Origin of the sequence: Allosaccharopolyspora coralli (assembly GCF_009664835.1) — a bacterium.
GTDB classification, from domain to species: Bacteria; Actinomycetota; Actinomycetes; order Mycobacteriales; family Pseudonocardiaceae; genus Allosaccharopolyspora; species Allosaccharopolyspora coralli.
The window spans coordinates 2,469,297-2,494,517 of the sequence record NZ_CP045929.1 but is presented as its reverse complement, the minus strand read 5'-3'; the positions used below and the strand labels follow the sequence as shown (position 1 = coordinate 2,494,517).

General features: G+C 68.7%; 17 protein-coding genes. 12 read left to right on the top strand and 5 right to left on the bottom strand.

The features are described from left to right. The first annotated feature begins 42 nt into the window (after positions 1–42). The 3 genes from GIY23_RS11815 (at position 43) to helR (ending at position 4,389) form a co-directional block, all read left to right on the top strand. Positions 43–1,029, top strand: coding sequence for a GHMP family kinase ATP-binding protein (locus GIY23_RS11815; RefSeq protein ID WP_154076703.1), 987 nt, complete (start codon positions 43–45; stop codon positions 1,027–1,029). Further along, on the top strand, positions 1,010–2,035 hold the full coding sequence (locus GIY23_RS11810; protein ID WP_154076702.1) for a pyridoxal-phosphate dependent enzyme: 1,026 nt from the start codon (positions 1,010–1,012) through the stop codon (positions 2,033–2,035). The genes GIY23_RS11815 and GIY23_RS11810 overlap by 20 nt, the downstream gene beginning before the upstream one ends. A gap of 137 nt (positions 2,036–2,172) precedes the next feature. Beyond that, complete coding sequence (helR, locus tag GIY23_RS11805) at positions 2,173–4,389, top strand: RNA polymerase recycling motor ATPase HelR (protein WP_187351852.1); 2,217 nt, start codon at positions 2,173–2,175, stop codon at positions 4,387–4,389. A gap of 36 nt (positions 4,390–4,425) precedes the next feature. On the opposite strand, the gene GIY23_RS11800 is transcribed toward helR, so the two are convergent. After that, positions 4,426–4,908 (bottom strand): Lrp/AsnC family transcriptional regulator, encoded by a 483-nt coding sequence (locus tag GIY23_RS11800; RefSeq protein WP_154076701.1) that lies wholly within the window; start codon positions 4,906–4,908, stop codon positions 4,426–4,428. A gap of 318 nt (positions 4,909–5,226) precedes the next feature. Between GIY23_RS11800 and GIY23_RS11795 the strand changes: the two genes are divergently transcribed. Genes GIY23_RS11795 through GIY23_RS11780 form a run of 4 tightly spaced genes read left to right on the top strand, consistent with a single transcriptional unit; the run spans position 5,227 to position 11,502 of the window. Beyond that, a complete protein-coding gene (locus GIY23_RS11795) occupies positions 5,227–6,687 on the top strand; it encodes a pyridoxal phosphate-dependent decarboxylase family protein (RefSeq protein ID WP_228717240.1) in 1,461 nt (486 codons plus the stop codon). Beyond that, complete coding sequence (locus tag GIY23_RS11790) at positions 6,684–8,381, top strand: IucA/IucC family protein (RefSeq protein ID WP_154076700.1); 1,698 nt, start codon at positions 6,684–6,686, stop codon at positions 8,379–8,381. The genes GIY23_RS11795 and GIY23_RS11790 overlap by 4 nt, the downstream gene beginning before the upstream one ends. After that, a complete protein-coding gene (locus GIY23_RS11785) occupies positions 8,378–9,697 on the top strand; it encodes a lysine N(6)-hydroxylase/L-ornithine N(5)-oxygenase family protein (protein WP_154076699.1) in 1,320 nt (439 codons plus the stop codon). Before GIY23_RS11790 ends, GIY23_RS11785 begins: the two co-directional genes overlap by 4 nt. Before the next feature lie 32 nt (positions 9,698–9,729). After that, complete coding sequence (locus GIY23_RS11780) at positions 9,730–11,502, top strand: IucA/IucC family protein (protein ID WP_154076698.1); 1,773 nt, start codon at positions 9,730–9,732, stop codon at positions 11,500–11,502. A 21-nt stretch (positions 11,503–11,523) separates the two neighbouring features. Here GIY23_RS11780 and GIY23_RS11775 read toward each other — a convergent pair whose 3' ends face one another. Both GIY23_RS11775 and GIY23_RS11770 read right to left on the bottom strand, forming a co-directional pair. Next, a complete protein-coding gene (locus tag GIY23_RS11775; protein ID WP_154076697.1) occupies positions 11,524–12,750 on the bottom strand; it encodes an FAD-binding protein in 1,227 nt (408 codons plus the stop codon). A 181-nt stretch (positions 12,751–12,931) separates the two neighbouring features. After that, the gene (locus GIY23_RS11770; RefSeq protein WP_154076696.1) at positions 12,932–13,069 is read right to left on the bottom strand and encodes a hypothetical protein; all 138 of its coding nucleotides are present in this window, start codon (positions 13,067–13,069) and stop codon (positions 12,932–12,934) included. A 108-nt stretch (positions 13,070–13,177) separates the two neighbouring features. Here GIY23_RS11770 and GIY23_RS11765 point away from each other — a divergent pair, with 108 nt between their 5' ends. Then, positions 13,178–14,161, top strand: coding sequence for a GlxA family transcriptional regulator (locus GIY23_RS11765; protein ID WP_154076695.1), 984 nt, complete (start codon positions 13,178–13,180; stop codon positions 14,159–14,161). 211 nt (positions 14,162–14,372) lie between these two features. Here the strand turns inward: GIY23_RS11765 and GIY23_RS11760 are convergent, their stop codons facing one another. Next, entirely contained in the window at positions 14,373–17,633 is a 3,261-nt protein-coding gene (locus GIY23_RS11760) for an arabinosyltransferase domain-containing protein (RefSeq protein WP_228717239.1), read from the bottom strand. Positions 17,634–17,753: 120 nt separating this feature from the next. Here GIY23_RS11760 and GIY23_RS11755 point away from each other — a divergent pair, with 120 nt between their 5' ends. After that, positions 17,754–18,119 carry a DUF488 domain-containing protein gene (locus GIY23_RS11755; protein WP_187351851.1) on the top strand — a complete coding sequence of 122 codons (366 nt, stop codon included), beginning with the start codon at positions 17,754–17,756 and terminating at the stop codon, positions 18,117–18,119. 137 nt (positions 18,120–18,256) lie between these two features. Here GIY23_RS11755 and GIY23_RS11750 read toward each other — a convergent pair whose 3' ends face one another. Then, positions 18,257–19,774: a GGDEF domain-containing protein gene (locus GIY23_RS11750; RefSeq protein ID WP_228717238.1), complete on the bottom strand. Its 1,518-nt coding sequence runs from the start codon at positions 19,772–19,774 to the stop codon at positions 18,257–18,259. Positions 19,775–20,184: 410 nt separating this feature from the next. On the opposite strand from GIY23_RS11750, the gene GIY23_RS11745 reads away from it, so the two are divergent. From GIY23_RS11745 to GIY23_RS11735, 3 genes are read left to right on the top strand one after another with little or no spacing between them, the layout of a single operon-like run. After that, positions 20,185–21,330 carry a GNAT family N-acetyltransferase gene (locus tag GIY23_RS11745; RefSeq protein WP_154076691.1) on the top strand — a complete coding sequence of 382 codons (1,146 nt, stop codon included), beginning with the start codon at positions 20,185–20,187 and terminating at the stop codon, positions 21,328–21,330. Beyond that, positions 21,327–22,499, top strand: coding sequence for a LuxE/PaaK family acyltransferase (locus GIY23_RS11740; protein ID WP_154076690.1), 1,173 nt, complete (start codon positions 21,327–21,329; stop codon positions 22,497–22,499). The genes GIY23_RS11745 and GIY23_RS11740 overlap by 4 nt, the downstream gene beginning before the upstream one ends. Then, a complete protein-coding gene (locus GIY23_RS11735) occupies positions 22,496–25,015 on the top strand; it encodes an acyl-CoA reductase (protein WP_222850136.1) in 2,520 nt (839 codons plus the stop codon). Before GIY23_RS11740 ends, GIY23_RS11735 begins: the two co-directional genes overlap by 4 nt. Positions 25,016–25,221: the final 206 nt, after the last annotated feature.

Below are 25,221 nucleotides of genomic sequence, written 5' to 3'. Positions count from 1 at the left end.
GTTCGGTCCGCACCAGACAGGGTTCGCGCTGACGGTGCCCCGATGTTGCGAGGATTCGGTCACGCGCCGTGTCATTTCGGTGAGCTGATCCAGGGCGTGTTCCGCTCGGACGGCGGCGCGGTGTGCCGCGCACTGGTGACGCTGCCGATGACCGAGCACGGCACTTCCGCCCACTTCACCCGGATTCCGGACAGCGGCCTCGGTGACATCGCAGTAGTGAACGCCGACCGTGCGAAGGCCCGCCGAGCGGCGGAGATCACGGCCCGTCGGTGTGCCCAGCTCGCGGGTGTGCGGGGCAGTGGTGGCCGGTTGGTCCTCGACAGCGACGTCCCGGTGGGGATCGGGATGGGATCGTCCACCAGCGACGTGCTGGCCACGATCCGGGCGGTGGCCTCCGCGTTCGATGTCCGACTCCCCCCGGAGACCACGGTAAGCCTCGCGGTGGAGGCCGAGACCGCGTGCGACCCGTTGATGTTGGACGAGCGTCCCGTGCTGTTCGGTCCGCGGAACGGGCGCGCGCTGGAGGTGCTGGGCCCGAACCTGCCTCCGATGGTCGTTCTCGGGTGCACCACCGGTAACGCCGCCGCCGTCGACACCGTGTCCCTGCCGGACGTCCCCGTCGCAGCGGTCGAGGACTACGAGCGCCTTCGGACCGACGTCCGGCGTGCGGTCGCGACAGGGGACGTTGGCTTGCTTGGAAAGGCATGCACGCACAGCGCACGACTGAACCAGTCGCTCTTGCCCAAGAAGGAGTTCGAGGCACTGGAGGACATCGCCCGTCGATGCGGCGCTGCCGGGGTCCAGGTGGCACACAGCGGCAACGTCGCAGGAATCCTCCTGGACGCGCGTTCCCCGGATCTGGCGCGGTGCCTCGAGTGGGGCACGACGCTACTGGCTCAGTACGACATGACGGCGACGGTCGTCTTCCGCGCGGGCGGGAACCCGCAGTCCGGGACGTGTGTCGCGTCGAACTCCGCACGTGCTGTGCGGCGGGAAGGAGTGGGAGCCGGTGTACGACCACATCGCTGAGGCGGTGAGCGCACCTGCGCTGGTGCGCCTGACGGACGGGCTGGTCTGCGTGCGGTTCGAGACGATGAAGGTGATTTCCGCGAACGCGGCGGTGAGCCGTCTGCTGGCCGACGGGAGGGTACGGCGCGGCGACACTCTGGTGGACTCCTCCAGCGGCATCTATGCCTACGCGTTGGCCCTGGCCTGCCACCGCCACGGGCTCGGCTGCCACATCGTCGGATCGACCACTGTGGACACCATTGCGCGAGTGCAGATGGAGATCATGGGCGCGACCGTGGAACAAGTGCGTCCGTCGGAGGATCTCAAGCTCGACCAGAACCTCCGGGTGAGCCGGGTGCGGGAGATCTTGAGCGAGAATCCGCGACATCATTGGATGCGGCAGTACCACGACGAGGTTCACTACCTCGGCTACCGCGAGGTCGCCGACCGCATCGCGCGCGAGGTGCGCGGTGAGATCACCCTGGTCGGCGGCGTCGGGTCGGGAGCCTCGACCGGTGCGCTCGCCACATACCTTCGGCGCCACGGTTCGGTCGACGTCGCGGGAGTACAGCCGTTCGGCAGCGTGACCTTCGGCAGCGATCACGTCGTCGACCCGGCGATCCTCATCGCGGGACTCGGCAGTTCCATCCCGTTCGGCAACGTCCGGCACAAGCTCTACGACACCGTGCACTGGATCTCGTTCGACGCCGCGGTTCCCGGGAGCGTGGAACTCCTCCGCAGATTCGGGATCTTCGCGGGACTCTCGTCCGGAGCGGGATACCTCGCCGCACGGTGGGAACGGCGCCTGGCCCCGGAACGGACGGTGGTGTTCGTCGCAGCCGACACCGGGCACCGCTATGTGGACTCCGTGTTCGCGCCGTACCGGGACGCAGCCGACGTCGAGGAACTTGCGCCGCACGACGTCACGACGACGGAGGCGTTGCGACTGCCGTGGTGCCGAATGGCGTGGAACGGCTCGGCTGCTCCGCACGGCGCGCAGTTCGACGAGTGCGCCCCTCGGCGGTGAGCAGTGTGCCCGTCGTCGCGAAGAAAGACTGTAGTCGGACGCTTGACACGAGGTGAATACTAGAAAGTCGGCTCGTTCTCCGATAAACAACGGAAACGTGCCGACTCTGGGTTCACTTTATCCGCTGTGAGGGGCATGTGTCAACTGAGGAGTACGACGGAGAACTGGTGGCCGAGCGTCACTACGTGGCTGCGCTCTACGACCGGCTCGACGCCGAGCGCGCACGAGTGCAGGAGGCCTACGACGCGGCGCTGCGGGGAAATGAGGACACTCCCGTCGAACGAGACGTGCAGGTGCGAGCACTCACCGCGCAGACGCGGCGGCTGCACGTGGCGGACAACGGACTGTGTTTCGGACGGTTGGACGCGCAGGACGGGGACCGGGTCTACATCGGCCGGATCGGCCTCGTCGACGAGGAGAACGACTACGAGCCGGTATTGCTCGACTGGCGGGCGCCAGCGGCGCGCGCGTTCTACGTCGCCACCGCTGTCAGTCCGGAGAACATGCGCCGACGCCGTCGGTTCCACACCCGCGGACGGCACGTGGTCGACTTCACCGACGAGGAGTTCGGTCGCCCCGACGCCGGCGGTCGAGGGGACGCTGCGCTGCTCGCGGCGGTGAACGCCCCGCGTGGCGACGGGATGCGGGACATCGTGGCGACCATCCAGTCCGAACAGGACGAGATCATTCGCCTCGATCATCCGGGTGTGCTCGTGATCGAAGGTGGCCCGGGGACGGGCAAGACAGTGGTGGCGCTGCATCGCGTGGCGTACGTCCTCTACACCCAGCGGGAGCGCGTAGAACGCCACGGCGTACTCGTGGTCGGGCCCAATCCGGCGTTCTTGAACCACATCGAGCGTGTCCTGCCGTCGTTGGGTGAGTCGGACGTGGTTTTCATGACGCCCGGCGACCTCGTTCCCGGCATGCACGTCGTCGCGGAGGACCCTGCGCATGTGGCCCGGCTGAAAGGTTCTCTGACGATCCTGGACGTGCTTGCGGCGGCGGTGGGCGATCGGCAACGGCTGCCGGACCAGCCACTCCCGATCGAGCTCTCCGATGTCGCGGTGTGGATCGACGAGGAAACCACAGAGTGGGCCAGGGACGAGGCGCGCGCGAGCGGACAGCCGCACAACGAGGCCCGCGCGGTGTTCGTCGAGATCGTCACGTACGTGCTCGCCGAGCGCGCGGTCGCCCGCATCGGAAGAGGCTGGCTGACCCGGCAGGATCGCGAGGCGTGGGCGGACGTGCGGGCGGACGTGCTCGCAGAGCTCGCGGAGAACGACGCGTTCACGGCGGCGATCGACGAACTCTGGCCTGTGCTGACCCCGGAATCGCTGCTGGCATCGCTCTACACGGCCCCGGAACGGCTGCGCGCTGCCGGTGCCGACGAGGCGTTGGCGCGGGCCGAGGGCGATGCCTGGACGGTCTCGGACGTGCCGTTGCTCGACGAACTGGTCGATCTGCTGGGCCGGGACAAGGCGGCCGACCGGGCCGCGGCGGCGTCCGCCGCCAGGGAGCGCAAGGCCCAGGCCGACTACGCCGCGGGCGTGCTGGAGATTCTCCGGACGGACCGCCAGGACCTGATGGACGACGAAGACCATCTGCTCGCCCAGGATCTCGTCGAGACCGAGGACCTGGCGGACCGGTTCGTCGAGCACGACACTCGCGAACTCGCCGAGCGCGCCTCCGCAGACCGGGACTGGACGTACCGGCACGTGGTGGTCGACGAAGCGCAGGAGTTGTCCGAAATGGACTGGCGGGTGCTGATGCGGCGCTGTCCTGCCCGGGCGTTCACAATCGTCGGCGATCTAGCCCAGCGCCGTTCGGAGGCCGGAGCGAGGTCGTGGGAGACGATGCTGGAACCGTACGTGCCCGGTCGCTGGGTCTACCGGCCGCTGTCGGTGAACTACCGGACTCCGGCGGAGATCATGACCGTCGCCGCCGGCGTGCTCGCGGAGTTCGCGCCCGGGATTCAACCGCCCGAGTCGGTGCGCGCGTGCGGGGTCCAGCCGTGGTCGAGGCGCGTCGACGAGGGTGCATTGTCCGCCGCCATCGAGGAGTTCGTGCGCACCGAAGCCGGTCGCGACGGCACCAGCGTCGTGATCGGCCCATCCGAGGTCCCCGGTGCGGTGGCGCCGTCGGCGACGAAAGGCTTGGAGTTCGACGCGGTCCTGGTCGTGGAACCGGAGCGGATCCTCGACGAGGGACCCCGTGGCGCCGCTGACCTCTACGTCGCTCTCACTCGCGCGACTCAACGCCTCGGGGTCGTGCACCGGGACCCGTTGCCATCCGCGCTGAGCGGACTCACCGACACCGAGAGCCCTGCCGTGGCAGAGAGTCCACGGTCGCCATAGGCGAGCCACAGCGCCGACACCGCCCCGCGTGGACGACTACAGCAATTGTTCGAGCAGCGGACGGATGCGCGGGGGGATCGGGGTCGACAGCGCGATCGACGACGACACGCGCTGGACACCGGCGACGTCGACGAGCTCGTCGGTGACGCGCTGGAGGTCGGCGTTGGACCGGGCGACCATGCGCACCAACAGGTCACCCCCGCCTGTGGTGGCGTGGACCTCGCACACCTCGTTGATCGCTTCCAGACCCGCGATCACCTCGCTGCGTCGCCCTTGTGCGATCTCCACGGAGGCGAACGCGGTCAGCTCGTAGCCCATCGCCGCGAGGTCGAGGGCGGGCGGGAAGCCGGTGAGCACTCCGCGTTCGCTGAGCTTGTTCAACCGTGCCTGCACGGTGCCGCGTGCGACGTCGAGTCGGCGCGAGCACTCCAGCACGCTCAGCCGGGGCTCGTCGGTGAGCAGGAGCAGGAGACGGGCGTCCAGTGCGTCGAGGACGTCGTCCGAGCGTTCGGTGGTCATCGTGACTCCCGAGGGCTGTGCGGCGGGGCTCGCGGCTCGCAGATCAACTGTACGCATTCCCGCGCATCGACCGCGCCGAAGCTCGGTGCTGTGGAAGTCGTCACCCCCGGACTTGTGGTGATTCGGAGGGAACGCTACGGTGCGAACCGAGGTAAGGCAATCCTAAAGAAGGCAATCCTAATCAACCGGGCGGACCGGGCCGCGAGTTCCGGGAGCCCACCCCACTCGTCAGCTCGGTACGCGGTTGCCGGGGCGGTGCCTGCCGTCCACAGCCGGGCTGAACTTTCTTATACGGCACGAGAACGAGGTGACAGACGCGTGACGGTCAGTACCGGGCTCGCGGGCGGCGCCACCGGCCCGGAGAACATGAGGCCCTTGCTGTCGACAGCTCTCGACGGGCTGGGCAAGGGCGCGGTGGAACGCAGCGGACCACTTCCGGCGGGCGGGCCCGCTGCCGTCACCGAGCTCGTGACCGGCGTCGGTGACGTGCTGCCCGTGGACGGCGTCGGCGCACAGCAAGCGCTCGCCGAACTCACCCACGTCTTCAGTGCGGGCGCCGTCGACCCCGCCGACCCGTCGTGCGCGGCGCACCTGCACGCCCCGCCGTTGGCCGTGTCGGTCGTCGCCGACCTGGTCGCGAGCACCCTCAACTCCTCGCTGGACTCCTGGGACCAGGCGCCGTCCGGCATCGCGGTGGAGAACGAGGTGCTGCAGGCCTTCGCGCGGTTGGTCGGCTACCACCCGACGCGAGCGAGCGGATGCGTCACGTCGGGGGCGACCGAGTCGAATCTGACCGGACTCCTGCTCGCGCGCGACCACGCGCTGCGGCCTGCGAGCCCAGCGAAGGCGGGAATGCGGAATCAGACCGCGCCGCGCGTGTTCTGCTCGGCCGAGGCGCATTTCTCTGTCGCGCGCAGCGCCGGGGTTCTCGGCATCGGCGAGGACGCGGTCACCACGGTGCCCGTCGACGACCAGCACCGAATGGACCCGCAGGCGCTGGACTCGCTGATCGCGGAGGCGGTCGCGGCGGGAGACAAACCCGTCGCCGTGGTCGCGACGGCGGGGACCACCGACCTCGGGGTCATCGACCCGTTGCCGAGGATCGCGGAGGTCGCCGCACGGCACGGAGTCTGGATGCACGTCGACGCCGCCTACGGCGGTGGTGCGCTGTTCTCCGAGCGGCTCGCGCCGTTGCTGAACGGACTCGCGCAGGCGGACTCCGTCGCGCTGGACATGCACAAACTCGGCTGGCAGCCGGTCGCTGCCGGAGTGCTGCTCGTGCGCTCCGAGGAGCTGTTCGAACCCTTGGAACGCCGCGTGGCCTACCTCAACACCGAGGACGACGAGGACGCGGGCTACCGCAGTCTGCTCGGTCGTTCGTTGCGTACGACCCGCCGCGCGGACGCGCTGAAGATGGCGGTGACCTTGCGCGCACTCGGCAGCCGGGGGATGGGCGCACTCGTCGACAGCTGCCACGACCTCGCGCGCCATGCGGCGAACCGCGTGGCGGGACATCCGAATCTCGAACTCCACCGGGATCCGGTGCTGTCCACAGTGGTGTTCCGATACCTGCCGGTGCGTGGCGACGCGAACGCCGTGAACGCGAGCCTGCGCCGGTCGTTGCTCGGTGACGGACGTGCCGTCATCGGGCGGACCGAGTTCGACGGCGGCGTCCAACTGAAACTCACGCTGCTCAACCCGCATGCGACCGAGGCTGAGATCGACGCGGTGCTCGACGACGTCGTCGCCGCCGGAGACAAGGAGACCCCGGCGTCATGACCGAGACCCTGGAACGAACCGCGTTGGCCAGGCCCGACGCGGATCGGATCGCCGACGCGGCCGCCGTCGATGGCCTGATGCGGTGCTGGGTGCGTGAGAACGGTCTGTTGCTCCCCGACGGGGACGTGTTCGAACTCCCGCTGCACGCAGCCGGAGTGACGATTCGTGCGCACATCGTTCACCGGTCGGCGACCGGCCACCATCGGTTCGCTGAGGTGCGATTGGCCGGCGGGGCACGGGTGGCCGCAGTGACGCTCGCGTCCCTGCTGGCGATGGAAGCCGCCTCCGGGCGCGGCACGCAGCCCGGCGCTGTGACCGACCTTGTCGGCCGGGTCGCCGACTCCGCGCTGCGTGTCGCGAACTACGTGGGCCAGCGCTCGGCGCGCCCCCGCGACCCGGAGGGCACCACCCCGTTCTTGGCGGCAGAGCAGGCATTGGTCCTCGGCCACCCGCTGCACCCGACACCGAAGAGCCGTTCCGGGCTCAGCGACGCGGAGGACCAGCGGTTCTCGCCGGAGCTGCGGGGGAGCTTCCCGTTGCACTGGTTCGCCGCGGACCCCTCCGTGGTCTCCGGCGACGGGCCGGATCTGCTCACCTGTCTCGCTCCCGAGGTGCCGGACGGCATGATCCCGGTGCCCGCGCATCCGTGGCAGGCGCGAGAAGTGGCTTCTCGGCCGGGAATCCGGCGGTTGCTGGACGAGGGCGTGCTCGTCGACCTCGGCGAGTCGGGCGAGCACTGGTATCCCACGGCTTCGGTGCGCACGCTGTATCACCCGCATTCGCCCGTCATGCTCAAGTTCTCGCTGGGCGTGGCGATCACCAACTCCAAACGGGAGAACCTGCGCAAGGAACTCCGGCGCGGGCTCGAGATGGACCGGTTGCTCGGTGCAGGCCTCGCCGCCGAACTCGCGCGCGAGCATCCTGGTTTCGGCATCGTCCGTGACCCTGCATGGCTGACGGTCGACGTGGACGGCGACGACGAGAGCGGGCTGGAGCTCGACATCCGCGCGAACCCATTCGGTGCCGACGATTCCGTGGCCTGCGTGGCAGGCCTGCTCGCCGAGCGGCCGGACCGGGACGGCTCGCAGCTGAGTCGGATCGTCACCGAGCTCGCCGCGGCGCACGGAACCGACACAGACGCGGTCGCCGAGCAATGGGTCGGCCGCTACTTCGACGCAATGATCGCGCCGGTGCTCTGGCTGTATCGCGCGTACGGTCTCGGTCTCGAATCGCACCAGCAGAACTCGGTCGTCGTGCTCGACGAGCACGGTTGGCCGTGCGGTGGGTGGTACCGGGACAACCAAGGCTTCTACATCTCCGAGAAGCGCGTCGCGGAGTTGGAACGGTTCCTGCCCGGTGTCGGGCTCGCGGGAGACAACCGGTGCGACGACAGGGTGATCGACGAACGCCTCGGGTACTACATCGGCATCAACAACCTGCTCGGTGTCGTCGGCGCATTCGGATCGCAGGGGCTCGCCGACGAGCAGCGGTTGTTGGCGGTGCTCGGTCAGCGCCTCGCCGCGTTCTCGGATCTGCCGCTGGCACGAACGTTGGCGGACGAACCGTCGTTGCGGTGCAAGGCGAACCTGCTCACCCGGGTCGACGGGCTCGACGAACTCGTCGGCCCGCTGGAGACGCAGTCGGTGTACTGCACCATTCCGAACCCGATCGCACAGGCAGGTGATCGACGATGACCGGTACCCGAGAAGGCACGGTGCACGATCTCGTCGGGGTCGGCGTCGGGCCGTTCAACCTCTCCGTCGCCGCGCTCGCCGACGAGCTGGACGATCTCTCCGTGGCGTTCCTGGACGAGAACCCCGAGTTCTCCTGGCATCCGGGGCTGCTCATCGAAGGGACGACGCTGCAGGTGCCGTTCCTCGCCGACCTGGTCACGCTCGTCGAGCCGTCGAGCAGGTGGTCGTTCCTGTCGTACCTCAAGGCCCACGAGCGGTTGTTCCCGTTCTTCTTCGCCGAGAAGTTCCACATCTCCCGCCGTGAGTACAGTGACTACTGTGCGTGGGTGGCGCATTCGCTGCCGTCGTGCGTGTTCGGACGCCGGGTCACGGCGGTGCGATGGGACGAAGGACGGGAGGCGTTCCGCGTCGAGTCCGAGGACGTCCGCACGGCCACACGGGAGGTGACGTTCGGTCGCAACGTCGTACTCGGAGTCGGTACGGCCCCCACGGTCCCGGAACCGCTACGGGGAGTTCTCGGCAAGGAGGTCTTCCACAGTGCGTCCTATTTGGACCATGTGGACTCGCTTCGGGAAGCCGAGGACATTACGGTGATCGGCTCGGGACAGTCCGGTGCCGAGGTGTTCCTCGACCTGTTGCGGACCCAGCAGCACACCGGCGGGCGACTGCGCTGGCTGACCCGGTCGCGGGCCTTCGCGCCGATGGAGTACTCGAAACTCGGTCTCGAACACTTCACCCCGGACTACACCGAGTACTTCCGGTCGTTACCGCAACGGACACGGGATCGTGTCGTGCCGGAACAGTGGCAGCTGTACAAGGCCAGCAGCGCGGACACTCTCGCCGAGATCCACGACGTACTCTACGAACGGAGTCTCGGCGGCCGCCGCCCCGACGTGACCATGATGCCCAACGTCGCCGTCACCGAGGCGCGCCACTCCGAGCACGGTGTGGAATTGTCCTGTCACCACGTCGAGCAGGACCGCGACTTCGACGTCCGCACCGACCGGGTCGTGCTCGCCACCGGCTACGCGCCCAGCAGACCGAGCTGCCTGGAACCGTTGGCCGAGCTCGTCGACCTGGACGAACTGGGGCGTTACCGCATCGACGGGGATCACCGGGTCGCGCTGGACGACGGCGTCACCGGCGGTCTGTACGCACAGAACGCGGAGATGCACACCCACGGGGTCGGCGCGCCCGACCTCACGCTGGGCGCGCACCGCGCGGCCACGATCCTCAACGCGGTGGCCGGTCGCGACCGCGCCCCGTTCACGCTCCCGACGCGGAGCGCGTTCACCACTTTCGGCGTCACGCCCTGAACCCGTCCTCGTTTCCGCTGGAGCGATCTTCCATGAGCCTGTCCGTGCCCACCGAACTCACCGCACACCACTGGGACCGTGCCGGTCGTCGACTGCTGGCCAAAACCCTGGGCGAACTGTCCTACGAGTTGTTGCTCGACCCGGTCGACCTCGGCGAGGGCCGGTACCGGGTGGATCTTCCCGACGTGTCCTACACGTTCACCGCCCGACGCGGGGCGTTCACCGACTGGCGCGTGGATCCCGATTCGATCGTCCGGGGCGTCGACGGCCGAGAGAACCCTGCCTCCGACCCACTGCGGTTCTTCCTGGACGCGTCCGAGTCCCTCGGCATGTCCGGCGACACCACCGGCCATCTGCTCCGGGAACTCAGCGCGACGCTCGCCGCCGATGCGAAACTCGACGCCACCGGCGTGTCGTCGGCGGAACTGGCCGACCTGTCCTACGTGGAGCTGGAAGGGCATCAGTCCGGACACCCCTGGCTGATTCCGAACAAGGGCCGCATGGGCTTCTCCGCCGCGGACGCGGCCACATACGCCCCGGAATCCCGCAACCGGCATCGCTTGCCGTGGATGGCGGTGCATCACACCCTCGCCGACTACCGTGCGGTCGCAGGCTTGACCGACGAAACACTGATCGCCGGGGAACTCGACGACGCCGACCGGGCGCGCTTCACCCAGGTGCTCACCGACCGCGGTCTCGATCCCGCGGACTACGTGTGGGTGCCGGTGCATCCGTGGCAGTGGGACGAGATCGTGGTCCCCGTCTTCGCCCCGGACGTCGCCGCGAAGCGGATCGTGGCGCTCGGCGAGGCGGCGGACCGCTACGTCGCACAGCAGTCCATCCGCACGTTCGCCAACGTCGACAACCCGCGGCGCCACTACGTGAAGCTGCCACTGTCCATCCTCAACACGCTGGTGTGGCGGGGATTGCCGACCGAGCGGACGGTCGCCGCACCCGCCGTGACGTCGTGGGTGCTCTCGATCGCCGAGAACGACGAGTTCCTGCGGGACGAGGCGCGGGCGGTGTTGCTCGGTGAGGTCGCCTCCGTCACCGTGCGCCACCGGATGCTCGAGGAGATCGAAGGCGTTCCGTACCAGTACAAGGAACTGCTCGGTGCGATCTGGCGTGAGCCGTTGAGTGGCAAGCTCGACCCGGGCGAGAAGGCGCGCACGCTGGCGTCGCTGTTGCACGTCGACGCCGACGGGCGCGCGTTCGTGGCCGAGCTCGCCGAGCGTTCCGGGCTCGACGCCGAGGTATGGCTGGAAAAGCTGTTCGGCGCCTTGATGCCGGGCCTGCTTCGGTTCCTGTACCAGTACGGAGTCGTGTTCTCTCCACATGGCGAGAACACCATCGTCCTCTTCGACGACCACGACGTACCGACCCGCCTGGCGGTGAAGGACTTCGTCGACGACGTCAACATCAGCGGCACCGGGATTCCGGAGTTGGCGGACCTGCCACCGGAGGTCGACGCCGCGTTGCTGCGGGAACCGCCGGAGTTCCTGCGCCAGTTCATCCAGACCGGACTGTTCGTCGGACACTTCCGGTATCTCGCGCCGCTGGTCGAGGAGCAACTCGGGGTTCCGGAGGAGACGTTCTGGTCGCTGCTGCGGGACGAGATCCTCGCCCACCACAAGCGGTTCCCGGAACTGTCCGAGCGGTTCGCGATGTTCGACCTGTTCACCGCCGAGATCGAACGGTTGTGCCTGAACCGGAACCGGTTGCTGCTCGACGCGTACCGGGACCGCCCGGAGCGTCCGCACGCCGCCGTCCACGGAACCGTGCCGAATCCGTTGCACGGAAGCTGACCGACAGCGCCGGCCGGACCGTCACAGGTAGAGCGTCGCGCCCCGTTCGAGGGCGATCGACCGGAGCCGCGCGTTCTCGTCCAGCATGTGTTGGATGGCCGCACCGTCCGCCGGAGCGGTGCGCAGCAGTGAGACGAGGTAGGTCGTCGGCTCTCGCGGCAGCATGAGGGCCGGTGTCCGAACGACCCGTGTCGGGAACGGATACAGCAGCACGAGACCACCCTCGCCGAGGTCGTCCGGGCGGAGCCCGTCCATGACTTCGTCGAGGAAGCCGTCGGCCGCCGAGTCCGGGAGGAACAGGTCGAGCCACGGGTGGGCTCGGTGCCACGCCCCGGTCGCGCGGAGGAACTGTTCCTGCGGGCGCAATCGGTGCAGGAACTCGCCGTGTGGGAGGTCGTCGACCTCGCGGTTGTCCGAGCGCAACGAGTCGAGCAGCGGCCCGGGCGAAGATGACGCAGACGTCCCGTACTGCGCGGCGACGAGGAAGAAGCTCCAGCCGTCCTCGTCCGGGAGCACGTGACCCTGCACGTGGTCGAACGCGCCGGAGGCGACGAGCATCCGCTGGTCCTGGAGGAACACGGAACGATCCTGGTAGCGAACCGTGTGGACCCGGGTGTGCTCGAATGCCTCTGTCAGCCGCAACGTCGCCCGGAGGATCGTGCCGTGGCGGCCGTAACCTGCCCGCACCGCGTCGAACAGAGCCGCGTTCCGCTCGGGTGAACAGGGGCGGGTCTCGCCGTCGTGGGTCATGACCTGCATCGCGAGGACGTTGTCGGTCTGCATTCCGTGCCGGTGGGTAGCGCCGCCGATGCCGCCGACCGACAACGTCCCGCCGACCGTGAGTTCGATGTAGTCGGTGAACACCGGCGGCGCGAGTCCGTGCGGGAGTGTCGCCGCGAGCACGTCGCTCCACAGGGCTCCCGCCTCGACCTCGACGCGATCGGAATGGATCTCCCCGATCGCAGCTGTCGCACGCATGTCGACCACGACGCCGTCGTGCGCTTGTGCGCGGCCTTGGAGCGAATGCCCCTGCCCGCGCGGCCGCAGCGTGAGACCGCGTTCTCGGCAGAACGACGCGAGCCGCGCGATGTCCGACGTCGCGTTCGGACGCAGCACCGCGCGTGGGCGACGGTGGAGCAGGCCACCCCAGTCGGTAGCGGCCCAGTCGAGTGAGTGTTCGTCCTCGTCCAGTGAGCCGCCCACCGCCGGCCACGCATCGTTCGGTTCCGGAGCAGCGCAGGCACCCATCGTCGTCCGCCTCCTCGTTCCCGTCGTGCCCTGGAGTCTCTCGCACGAGAGTGACTTCGAGGTGTCGTCGGACGCCGGAGTCTCCATCGAATCATGAGGCGAACGGCACTTTCGCCCCTTCAGACGAGGCGAAAGTGCCGTTCGCCCCAGTGTCCACGTTGAGGCGAACGGCACTTTCGCCTCACGAGACGAGGTGAGAGTGCCGTTCGCCCCGTCGGTCGTGGTGGTGCATGCGCAGGCGTTCGCGGCGGGTCGCCACTGCGGCGATCACGAAAGCGACGACGGCGGTGACGAGCATTGCGGCCCAAATCTCGATCATCGGAGTCTCCCCGTGTTCTCGGTCGTGTGGTTCCGACTCCTCCGACGATGCCGGGTGCGCACCGAGCGAACGAGTGACCTGATGGACACCTTGTGAAAGAATCGAGCCATGACTCGTCGTCGGCATGTGGTGGCCGTCCTGGTCCGCCCCGGTGTGAATACGATGGAGCTGGGGCTGGTCCACCAACTCTTCGCCGGTGCGGTGTCCGACGGCGGTGAGCCGTTGTACGAGGTGGTGAGTTGCGCGCCCGAGCCCGGGACGGTGTCCACGAGCGCCGATTTCGCCGTCTCCGTCGAGCACGGACCGGAGCTGCTCGATCGCGCGGACACGGTCGTCGTGCTCGCCTCGTACGGTGCCGGCGAGCCCGAAAACTCCGGCACGCTGCACCCGGCGTTGCAGGCCACCGTCGACCGGATCGGAGTGCGAACGAGGCTCGCCTCGATCTGTACGGGAGCGTTCGTCCTGGCCGCCGCCGGGCTGCTCGACGGGAAACGGGCGACCACCCACTGGCACGCCACCGACCGCTTCCGGAGCCTGTTCCCGGCCGTGTCGCTGGACCCCGACGTGCTCTACGTCGACGAAGGCAGGATTCTCACCTCTGCGGGGGAAGCCTCGGGAATCGACCTGTGCCTGCATCTGATCCGCACCGACCACGGTGCCGCGGTCGCCAACCGGGTGGCGCGGATGATGGTCGTCCCTCCGCACCGAGCGGGTGGCCAGGCGCAATTCATCCGGCGGCCGGTACCCGAACCACGGACGTCGTCCACAGCCCGCGCACGTGCGTGGGCGTTGGAGCGACTCGAGCAACCGTTGTCGGTGGGGCGGCTGGCCGCCGTCGAGTCGATGAGCCCGCGGACCTTCACCCGGCGATTCCGCGACGAGGTCGGGACGTCGGCCGGGCAGTGGCTCGCGCAGCAACGCCTCGAGCGTGCGTTGGACCTGCTCGAGAACACCGACCGGCCCGTCGACCGAATCGCGACCGACGCCGGATTCGGTACGGGCACGTCACTGCGCCAGCACATGAAGGCCGCACTAGGCGTCTCGCCTCGGGCGTACCGCCGCACCTTCCGTGGTGTCGAGACCGATCAGTGAGCGCAGAGGGCATGTGTGGAACCGGGCTCGGCGATCCGGTACCGCCGCCCCAGTTCGCGCCTCGGTGCGTTGGGGTGCTCTTGAGTACCAGGCGTACGCGCGAGAACCCCTGCTTTGCGAGGCACGAACTCCGAACGCCGGAGCCCCGCACTCTGCCGCGGCTGGTCACTTGCGACCGTGCCCCACGGACACACATGTACCCAACCGCCCATCAGCGGCCCGATCCGCCCTCGCTGCCGACGGAGCGCGGCGGCGCCGAGCTCTCCGACGATCTCGGGATCTTGCCGGGCAGTTCGACGTGCCGACCGACCGGGCCGGGTGACCAGGTTCCCCAGTGCGTCTCCGATTCGACATGCAACGCCGCGGACGCGGGCAACGCGTCCGGCGCGGACGGCTCGACGACGAACAGCGAACCCCAGTCCCTGGTGACCGCGCCGTCGAGGTAGGTCGGCAACTCGCGCACGCTGGACGTGACGCTCATCCAGCCGTACGGCCCGCCGAATTGCGGCGCCGACCAGTTCTCACCGTCGTCGCGCAGTACTTCGCCTGCCGTGACGCGGAACGCGGGCATCTCGGCGACCCCGTCCCGGAGCCGGGTGGTGCGCAGACACGGGTGCAGGAACGCGGCGACCCAGTCGATGAACACGGGTGAGTCGCCGACCAGGTCGGTCATCGTCGTCAGTCTCGGGACGCGCGGTGCAGTGACGGCGAGCCAGTTTCCGCCGCCGAGACCGTCGTCGACGGCGACCACGCGCATCTTGGTGGCCTGCGTGGACTTTCCGCCGATCGGGACGCGGTGCTCCCGCCAGCTCGGTCCCGGCCCCTGCCGTACCGGATAGCTGTGCAGTATCTCGAATCCCTGCTCGGTGTCGCGTCCGAACTCGATCGTCAGCGAGCTCGGGGCGACCTCGAGACCCGCCATCCCCAGTACGACGGGGGAGTCTCCGGTGCGAGCGCGTTCGGGAAGGTCGTACCACGGGGTGCGGAGTTCGCCGGTGTTGACCCCACCGGGCAGGTGGCTACCCCACACCGGTGCGTCGTCGCCGCCGAACCCGTGCCGTGGGCGGAAATCGAGCTCCCCGGGTTGCGAACCGTCGGCCTCCGGATAGCCGTCGCGGGTGAATCCCTCCGTCCGTTCCGCGAGATAGGCGTCGGCCGACTCCGTACGCAGCCGTTCCGGGACGTCGGCGCCCGGTGCCGCGTTCGTGGGTTGCCCAGCCGACACCGGCAGCACGCCCGCGACAGGGTCCGTTTCGACCTGCACGTAGTCGGACATTCCGCAGCTCTGTCCGGCGAGCTGCAACGCGTTGTCTCGGCCGATGCTGTAGCTGTCGGCCTGTTTGTCCACCGCCCTGGCGAACACGGCGAGCTCGCCGACGACGAGCAAGGCGCACACGATCGCCAGCGGCGCGGTACCCCGCGCGAGCGTGCTGCTGCGTTTCTCGAGACCGGCGGGTGCGAGTCGCCGTTGCGCGCGGACGTGCTCGAACACTGCGACGAGTCCGGCCACGGCCGCCACGACCAGCAGCACGTTGCTCGCGATGTAGCCCTGGAACGAAGGCGGCTGGTCGAACCACGGCACGCCCCAGCTCGAGACGTACCAGAAGCCGTTGGTGCCCGCCGAAGCCAGCGCCGCGATGATCATGAGTCCGGAGAAGAACGCGGCCCGGTTCCGCCGCGAACGCAACACCGTACTTCCAGCGGCCAACGCCGTGAGAGCCGCGAGCGCTCCGCCCACCGCCGCGAACAGCCCGAAGTGATGCGACCACTTCGTGCGGGTGAGCATGAGGACCACGAAGGACAGTGCCGTCACGGCCAACAACCGCTGGGTGGGTCCGAGCGCTGCGCCGCGGATCCGGCCACGGCGCAACCACACGGCCGCACAGGTCAACAGACACAGAATCACCAGCAACACGGGGAATCTCCGCGCCAGCGCGCCGTCCGGGCTCTGACCGAACAACAGGGTGTAGCGATTGAGTTCCTCGTACCACTGTTCGTTCGGACCGAACGCCGTCTTGAGTTCCAGTCCGTCCGAGACCGTCTGGTACGTCTGATCGGAGAACAGGAGCACGAGTACGACGAAGCCGGACGCCGCGATCGGAGACAGGATCGGCAACCAGCCGAACTTCGTGGCGCGTCGGTACACGAGAATCAGCAGCGGTTTCGCCGCCGCGACGTAGGGCAGGACGGCGACGATGCCGTGCGGCGCGGCGCCGAGGGACAGCGCCGCGCCGAGGAGCCCGAGCGCGGCCGGTGTGAGCCGGGCGGTGGCCACCGCCCGCTCGACCGCGCACAACGCCAGCAGCGAGAACAGCACCACGACCGGTTCGGCCCGCAAGCCGTTGTTGAACGGCAACCAGAACGCGAGGAACACCGCTGCGGCAGCCCATCCGGCCGCGCTGCTGCGGCGTACTTGCTGCCCGAGGCGGGGGAGGACCTCCCGGCTGATGAGCAGCCAACTGGCGACACCCATGAGCAGCGCGGGCAATCGCATCCACGGCACCGACGTCGAGACGTCCGTCCAGAGCGCGTAGAACTCGTAGAACCATCCGAACGGCGCTTCCGGATTGGCGAACCATCGGTAGTAGTTGCTCACGTACCCGGCGTCGTCGCGCGCCTGCGCGATCGCCGCGGTGTAGCCGTCGTCGGAGGTGAACGCGCCGATGAGCCACCACAGCGCGAGAGACCCGACGACCGCGACGTCCTTGAGCCGGGGATGCCACCATCCGCGCGGGGCGAGTTTCGGGGCGCCTCGACCGGCGTGGGCGTCGAGTCGGCGCAACGCGACGACGGAGCCGAGGAACGCCAGCACCGCGAGCCCCATCGCGACGAGTTTGAGCGGCGTCGCGACGCTGTCGAACCGATTGTCGACGCGCGCCTCGACACTCAACCCCCGGACGTCGTCCAGTTCGCCGTCCAGATCGGAGTAGATGCCGGTGAGCTGCGGCCGTTGGTCGCCGCGCACGTCGGCGAGTGTCACGCCGTCGACGGTGGCGTTGGTGCGTCCGGCGTCCGAGTGCACCACGACGGTGCAGGGGCCTGCAGGCAGCGGCCGGCTCCCCAGGTTCTGACCTCGGGAGTGCACGGAGACGGCGCCGTCGTCGACCGCGACGGTGAGGCCGGTGAGGTTGCCGTACTTCGATTCCTTCGGGTTGGTGTCGATCAGGTGGCCGCGAGCGGTGGTGCGGGAGTCCAGCGACCGGGCCGTCTCGCACGGGATCTCGGCGTGCAGCCTGGTCGGGGAGTAGATCACCAGCGGAGCGGAGACGTCGCGAGTGCCTTCGGCAGTCGGCCACCGCAGGCTCGTGGCGTCGTGGGTGACGGGCAGGAACGGGACGGCCAGGGACAGGGCGGTACCGAGCAGACCGACGAGGAGGGCGAAAAGCCGCACTCGACGGAGTCGGCGCGCCCCGGCGAAGGAGGGGGTCGTCTCGTTCGACGGGCCGGAGGGGTGGTGCTCCGCGTAGCGCACGCAGAGAGCGTAATAGCCACGAACGGGGGAGGCGTCGCCGTGTGTGCGGTCGGGCTGCGGGGCAACCTCACAGGGGAAGCGACGGTGCTCTGATCGGCAACACTCGAGAAGGGTGGGAATGTGAAGACGGGACAAGTCCGTGTACGGCGGGTGTACGAGACCGAGGAGACCTCCGGGGGACATCGGGTCCTCGTGGACCGGATCTGGCCGCGTGGTGTCGCGAAGGCCGACGCAGGATGGGACGAATGGTGCAAAGAGGTGGCGCCGTCGACCGAGCTGCGCAAGTGGTACAAGCACGATCCCGATCGGTTCGCCGAGTTCCGGCGCCGTTACCTGGCGGAGCTCGACGACGACGACCACCGCGACGCGGTCGTACGGCTGCGGGCTCAGGCACAGAAGCGGGGCTTGACCCTGCTCACGGCCACGAAAGACGTGGATCACAGCGCGGCCGCCGTGCTGGCCGACGTGCTCGGCAACACGGGCTGACCCACGTGACCGGGTGGCGCGGTCGGCAGCGCCGGCTCAGGGGCCCTTGCAGGACGAGCTGCCGTCGTGCAAGCGGCGGAGCCGCTGAGCAGTCACCACCGCCGCGGCCGGACCACCGGCGGATTCTTCTGAACGGCTCAGACCGCGCCGGAGAGTCGGGACTTGCGGGCCAGCATCGCGCGATCGGCCGTTTCGAGCGCGTGCGCCAGATTCCCGCACTCCTCGAGACCCGCCCAGCCGAGCGTCACCGACACCGGGGTACCCGGCACCAACGCGTCCCAGCCGCCGCCGTCCACGGCGCGCCGCAGGCGTTCGTCGAGGTCGTCTGCGGTCGCGGCGTCGGTGTCGGGAAGCACCACGACGAACTCGTCGCCCCCGTAACGGGCGATGAAGTCACCCTGCCGAACAGTGCGGGCGAGGATCGCGGCCACCCGCTGCAGGACGAGGTCGCCGCCGAGGTGACCGTGCGCGGAGTTGACCGCCTTGAACCCGTCCACGTCGATCATGCCGAGGGTGGTTCGGCGGGACGTGCCCGCGAGACGGTGGAACTCTCGCTCGAAGTGCCTGCGGTTGGGCAGCCCGGTGAGGGGGTCGGTCAATGCCTGTGAGGCGTATTGCGCAACGAGCCTGCGCAATGCCTCGTGGTCGAGCTGCGTCCGCGCCGCCTGGGTGATCCGGTCCCGCAGGGCGGGGAGCTCACCGGTCGCCAAGCGCACCACTTCCCGCTCGACGGTCAGCGCCGCGCGGTAGTCGCCGGCCCTCTGGTGGGCGAGCGCGCGCAGCCGGGGCACTTCGGCCGCACCGAGCGTGTGATCGGTGATGTCGTGCCCGTCGAGCCGACGTAGCGCCGCGTCGGTCTGGCCTCGCGCAATGTGCTCGCACGCGACGGTAAGGACGTGCAAGTCGTCGATCTCCCACGACGTCGAGTCCGGGGTCGGCGGTGGCGTGTCGAGGTCGACGGTCTCGCCGAGCGCACGCAGCCGGGCCGAGGCGTAGCTGTGGTACAGCCTCTCGGGGGTCCACAGCTGGTCCGGGGCGCACCGCTTGGCCCAGGTGGCGAGGACGTCGCGGAGTCCGTGCACACAGGACCGGCTATCTCCGAGATGGTCAGCTGCCACCGCCGCGCGAACCGCGATCTCGGGCAAGGCGTGGTCGCCGGGCCCGAGGCCGGCCGCGCGGGCCGTCGAGTACGACCGCTCGGAGGCGACCAGCGACTGGCGGTGGAAGCCCAGGTAGGAGTACGAGACCGCGATGTCGTGCCAGGCACCCGCAGCCGCCGCCGTCGGTTGTTCGATGAGTTCGAGCGAGCAGGTGGCCTGCACCAGGTGTCGGATCGCGCGTTCGTGGGAATCGGGTGCGGCGACGATGGCCGCGACCGCGTGCACGTTGGCGATCGAGGCGTGTTCGCCGGTGCCGTCGAGTCGGTGGAAGGCGCGATCCAGGAGTTCGGGACACTCCCGTGCTCGACCGAGGTTGACCAGTGCGCCTACCTGCGCGATCAGCGCGCGACCGGACCGCTCTGGTGTGTCGGCGACCTGTTCGAGCTCGGCGGCGACCCGCAGCGTTCCCTCGTTGTCACCGCTGCGGATGAGGTCTCGCACCTGGACGACGCGCGACTCGAAGTCGAAACCGGGCGCGGTCCGCGACTCGTCCACGTTCTCACCCCTGTCTCGCACTTTCCTGTCCCGTACTTCGAAGCCACTGGATACATGGCCGGGGCGTACCGGGGAGGATACCGAAAAAATCGGAAGGGGAACTGTAACGTCGTGCGTGCTGCGCCGTCTGCCCCCGTTCCCGGCTTTGGTCGAAGCCGTTCCGCATTGTTGCCGGTTGATTCCCAGTACTCCGACGAACGGGCGTCGTGTCTTGTGACGCTCGTCGCCGCGGCGTGCTGTTTCTGCTGTTCGGCCACGTTTCGTTCCATGTGGGAAATCCGAGAAAACGAAAGGCCGTGTGGCAGGCTGTTCGCGACCGAGTTCGGCCGGACACGGCCGAGAACCCGAGCGCGTCCGAAGCTCGCGAGTCACGCCTCGCGACGCGCTCGCCATTCTCCTGGGGGAATCAGGTGAGTGCGGAACTCGAGCCCGCGCGGCTCGACGACGTCGACGAGCTCCTACGGCTCTATCGCCGGGTGTACGGGCGCGGGTACGCGCTACCTCTGGGCACCGACCCGGCGGTCATGGCACGGGAGATCAGCGCGGAGCAGACCACATGGCTCGTCGCGCGCGGACGTGGCGGAGGCCCGATCGTCGCGTCGATCGTCGCCACGGTGGCCGAATCCGACCGCATGGCCAAGATGCAGGGACTGGTGGTGCATCCGGACAGTCGCGGTTCGGGTCTGGCGCAGGACGCCGTTCGCACTCTGAGCGACCACTTGCTCGCCGACGATCGGGTCGACTCGGTCTACTCGACCGCGCGCACGACCTCCATCGCGCCGCAGCGCATTTGCTTGCGTAGCGGGTTTCGCGCCCTGGGCATTTTCCCCAATCTCCGCAAGGCAGCACGGCACGAGACCATGGTTCTGCTCGCACGCCACGCCGACGGGGTGCTGGAACGGCGGTACCCGGTACTGCGCCTGCCGGAGAGTCTGGGTCCGTTGGTCGACGCGGTCGATGCTGCCGTCGGCCTGCCGTTGCGTCCTGAGCTGGTGGCCGACCCGGAACCACAGAAACCGTCGGACGGTGCGTCGCCGAGCGGAGAGGTCGAGCTGATCAGTGCGCCGCAGTTCGTGCTGCGTCGTTTCGACGAAGTGGTCACCGACCCGGTCCGCCGGTTCTACCCGTTCCACACCCCGAACGTACTGCTCGCCGGTCCGGACGGTGTGTACGAGGTCTACGCGCACCTGAGCCGTAGCGACGGCTACTGCACGCTCATCGGGGCGGCTCCGGATCCGCTCGCGGTGGTCCGGCACATGGATCAGATCATCGCGCAGCTCAACGACTTCGGTGCCTACTACGTCGAGGTGCTGGTTCCGATGAACTCCTTCGAAGAACTGTCCACCCTGGTCGCGTACGGATTCCTGCCCGCGGCCGTGTATCCCGCCATGCGGGCGGACGGTGGCCGCTTCCACGACTACGTCGTGCTGGCGCGCACGATGCAGCCGCTGGACTTCCGGGGGCTCGCGCTCGACGCCGCCTTCCGCGCGTTCACCGAGCAGTACATCGACCTCTGGACCCGCAAGTACCTCAACACCCGGGAGGTGTTTCGGTGAACGAGTACCTCGAACCCGTGGAGGTTCCCGACCCGAGCGCGTTGGCGTCGGTCCGCGAACTCTGCGCTGTGCCGCCGTACGAGGCGGGTCCGCACGTGGACGCGGTGTTCGCCGCGGCGATGAACGAGGCGAACACGTGGCACGCGGACCGCAGCGAGTTCTTCGGCGCACTGTGGAAGCGCGAAGGCGCCGGGCTTGTGCACCGCGACGCCGCCGATCTCCAGCGGCAACCGTTCGTGCACGCGCACTTCTTCAAGATGCACGAGATCCGGTCCGTTCCCGAGTCCGACATCACGGTGCATCTGACGTCGTCGGGTACGTCCGGCCAACGGTCGCAGATGTTCTTCGATCACTGGACGGTGCGCACCGGGCAGCGCATGCTGGCCCGGATCTACGACCACCACGGCTGGATCGACGACACGAGTTCCGTCGACTACCTGTTGTTCAACTACCAGCCCGCGCCGGGACTGTCCGTCGGAACGGCGTTCACGAACAACTACATGTGTTCGTTCGCCCCGGCCCGGTCGATCCACTACGGACTGCCCCACACCGGTACCGGGCACGAGTTCGACCCGTTCGGCGCCGTGCGCGCTCTGGTGCGTTCCGCCGACGACGGTGTGCCGGTACGCATCCTCGGCTTCCCCGCTTTCCTGATGTTCACGCTGGACCGGATGCGTGATCTCGGGGTACCACCGTTGCAACTGGACGAACGTTCACTGATCGTCTTCGGTGGCGGCTGGAAGGGTCACGCGGACCGGCAGTTGCCCAAATCCCAGTTTTACGCCCGCATCACCGAGCAGCTCGGCATCCCGGCCCACCGGATTCGCGACGGCTTCGGGTCGGTCGAGCATTCGGTGCCGTACCTGGAATGCGGCCACCACCACTTGCACGTGCCGAGCTGGTCACGAGTGCTCGTGCGGTCGGTCCGGACGCTGGAACCGCTGCCGTACGGCGAAATCGGATACCTGCAGTTCGTCTCGCCGTTCATCACTTCGGTGCCTGCGCACAGTGTGCTGATGAGCGACTTGGCCTCCTTGCATCCGCAGGGGGCGTCCGGGTGCGACATACCCACGCCCTGGTTCCAAGTGCGCGGACGTGCCGGGTTGAGCAAGAACCGCAGTTGCGCGGTCGCGGCCGCCGAACTGTTGACGAGGAAGGGAACACGGTGAACGGCGTGCATTACTGGCAGGGGACCTGGGTCGGGCGGGACGAAGCGCGCGCCCGTCTCGACGACCTGGACGCGGTGGCCGAGCAGGTGCTCGCCGCCGCGCCGATGAGTCCGCTGGTCGTGATGCGGGCGGGCGACAAACTGGCCGCGGTCCTGCGGAATCCGGACGACGAGGTGACCGTACGGGCGCGCGGACTGCTGGCCGAGCAGGGCGTACCGGAACCCGAGATCGACCGAGCCGTCCTGGGGCTCGGCGCCGCACTCCGGCGCGAGTCCTTGGAGCGTAAGGTCGTCCGGGAACTCGGCGGCACCGACCCGGCACGATTGGCCCGGCCGCGGTTGAAGGACGACGTGTTCGAGGCGTGGGTGCCGGTGGGGCTGCTCGCCCACGTCGTTCCGGGAAACGCGCCGACCGCGGGTGTGCTCAGTGCCGTGGAAGGACTGCTCGCGGGTAATGTGAACGTGCTCAAGACCAGCGGCGGCGACACCGCGTTCACCGCCCACGTGCTGGCGGCCCTTGCCGCCTGCGACCCGAGCGGCGAGATCGCACGCAGGCTCGTGGTGCTGCACTTCTCGTCCGGCGACACCGACTGGCTCGAAACCCTGTGTGCGGCGGTCGACGCGGTGGCCGTCTGGGGCGGCGAGGAGGCCGTTGCCGGGGTCGCCGCGCTGGTGCGTCCCGGGTGCCGGGTCGTGGACTGGGGGCCGAAACTCTCGTTCGCCTATCTCACCGAGGACTACTGGGACGACGAGCAGGTACTCCGGGGCCTCGCCCACGACGTCTGCGCGATGAACCAGCAGGCGTGTTCCAGCCCGCAGGTCGTCTACCTGGACACCGCCGACGCCGGACACGTCCACGCGTTCGCGCGACGGTTCGCGTCGTTCCTGGACGAAGCGATCCCCGACGACGTCGCCTCGCCCGACGACCAGGAGTGGGCCGAGATCACCAACACGGTGCTGGTCGCCGAGCACGAGGAGCTACTGGGATTGACGGCCGTCCATACCGACGAGGAGCGTCGTCGGAGGATCATCGTGGACACGCGTCCCGCGCTGCGCGCCTCGCCACTGCACCGCACGGTGTGGATCAAACCGTTGCCACGTCGAGAGATCCTGTCGGTACTGCGTCCCATGCGGCGGTACCTGCAAACGGTGGGACTCGGCGCGCAGCGACAGGACGTCGCCGCGCTCTCGCGCACCATGCTGGCCGCGGGAGCGCAGCGGATCAGTCTTCCTGGAGGAATGCTCGGCAGCTACGACGGTGAGCCGCACGACGGTACGTACGCGCTGCAACGCTACAGCCGCAGGGTGGACGTCCAACTCGACGCCGCCTTCCGTAGCTACGCCTGCCTGGACGAGCTGACCGAGACCGTGCAGCTGCCGCCGCCCCAGCGTGAGATCACGTCGAAATCCGAGTTCGCCACCCTGCAATCCGATCTGAGTCGCGCCGAGGTCTTCTTCCGTACCGGAGGGACCACCGGCGCTCCGAAGCTCTCGGCGTTCAGCTGGGCGGACTACCACGAGCACATGCGCTACGGCGCCGAAGGTCTGCTGGCCGCGGGGTTCGACCCGTCGACCGACCGCACGATGAACCTGTTCTTCGGCGGGCAACTCTACGGTGGTTTCGCGAGCTTCTTCTCCGTGCTGGACAAGCTCGAAGCGGTCCAGTACCCGATGGCGGGCCAGCAGAACCGCTACGACATGGTCGCGCAGTCCATTGTCGACAATCGGGTCGACACATTGCTGGGGATGCCGACCTACCTGGTCCGGCTGTTCGTCGAGGCCGGCGAGACACTGTGGTCCTACGGCGGCGTACGCAAGATCTTCTTCGGTGGCGAACACTTCGGTGAGGCTCAACGCCGGTGGCTGGCCGAGGAGTTCGGCGTCGAGGTCGTCCGGTCCGCGGCGTACGGCAGCGTCGATTCCGGCCCGATGGGCTATCAGTGCGGCGAGGCACCGATGCGGGTCCATCATCTGTTCACCGGTGTGCAGACCCTCGAGATCGTGCATCCCGAGCACGACATCCCGGTGGAACGGGGAGAGGTGGGGCGGTTGGTGTTCACCGCGCACACTCGGCGTGGCCAGCGGCTGGAACGGTACGAGATCGGTGATCTCGGGCGGTGGACGGACCCAGCGTGCCCGTGCGGACGGCGCACGCCTCGATTCGAGCTGCTGGGACGCAGCGGGGACGTGTTCCGCAGCGGCGCGCACTTCCTCAACTATCGGCGGTTCGGCCTGGTGGCCGACGAGCTGTACGGCTACGCGGGCCAGGTGCAGATCGTGCTCGACGAGCAGAACGACCGGGAACGCCTGACGATCCGCCTGGAACGGGATCGTGGACTCGAGAATCACGACGTTCTCGCGGATTTCCTGCAGCGGTATCCGGAACTGTGGATCACGGCCGAGCGGGACCGGATGGTGACCGCCGACGTGGAGTTGTGCGCGCCGGGGGAGTTCGTCCGGACCGAGACCAGCGGCAAGCTGGTCACGGTGCTGGATCACCGGGATCGCAGCCGATGAGGCGACCTGGCCTCGCCCGGCCCCGCAGACGGCGGAGTGGGCGAGGGCCAGCGTGGTCAGGGCACTGTCGTAGGTCGTGAGAACGCTTGGCTGAACCGGGGTAGGTGGTCCGGTTTCGCCGCCCCAGTGCGCGCCCCGCGGCGCTTCCGCTGGCTATGCAGGCCGGCTACTGGCGGGTTCTCATCTCATGGCTGGGGAGGACAGCG

Excerpts from the sequence above, each read along its gene's own strand:
- GIY23_RS11815 (WP_154076703.1), top strand. The coding sequence starts at position 43 with ATGTTGCGAGGATTCGGTCACGCGCCGTGTCATTTCGGTGAGCTGATC.
- GIY23_RS11800 (WP_154076701.1), bottom strand. The coding sequence starts at position 4,908 with ATGACCACCGAACGCTCGGACGACGTCCTCGACGCACTGGACGCCCGT.
- GIY23_RS11790 (WP_154076700.1), top strand. The coding sequence starts at position 6,684 with ATGACCGAGACCCTGGAACGAACCGCGTTGGCCAGGCCCGACGCGGAT.
- GIY23_RS11785 (WP_154076699.1), top strand. The coding sequence starts at position 8,378 with ATGACCGGTACCCGAGAAGGCACGGTGCACGATCTCGTCGGGGTCGGC.
- GIY23_RS11780 (WP_154076698.1), top strand. The coding sequence starts at position 9,730 with ATGAGCCTGTCCGTGCCCACCGAACTCACCGCACACCACTGGGACCGT.
- GIY23_RS11775 (WP_154076697.1), bottom strand. The coding sequence starts at position 12,750 with ATGGGTGCCTGCGCTGCTCCGGAACCGAACGATGCGTGGCCGGCGGTG.
- GIY23_RS11770 (WP_154076696.1), bottom strand. The coding sequence starts at position 13,069 with ATGATCGAGATTTGGGCCGCAATGCTCGTCACCGCCGTCGTCGCTTTC.
- GIY23_RS11765 (WP_154076695.1), top strand. The coding sequence starts at position 13,178 with ATGACTCGTCGTCGGCATGTGGTGGCCGTCCTGGTCCGCCCCGGTGTG.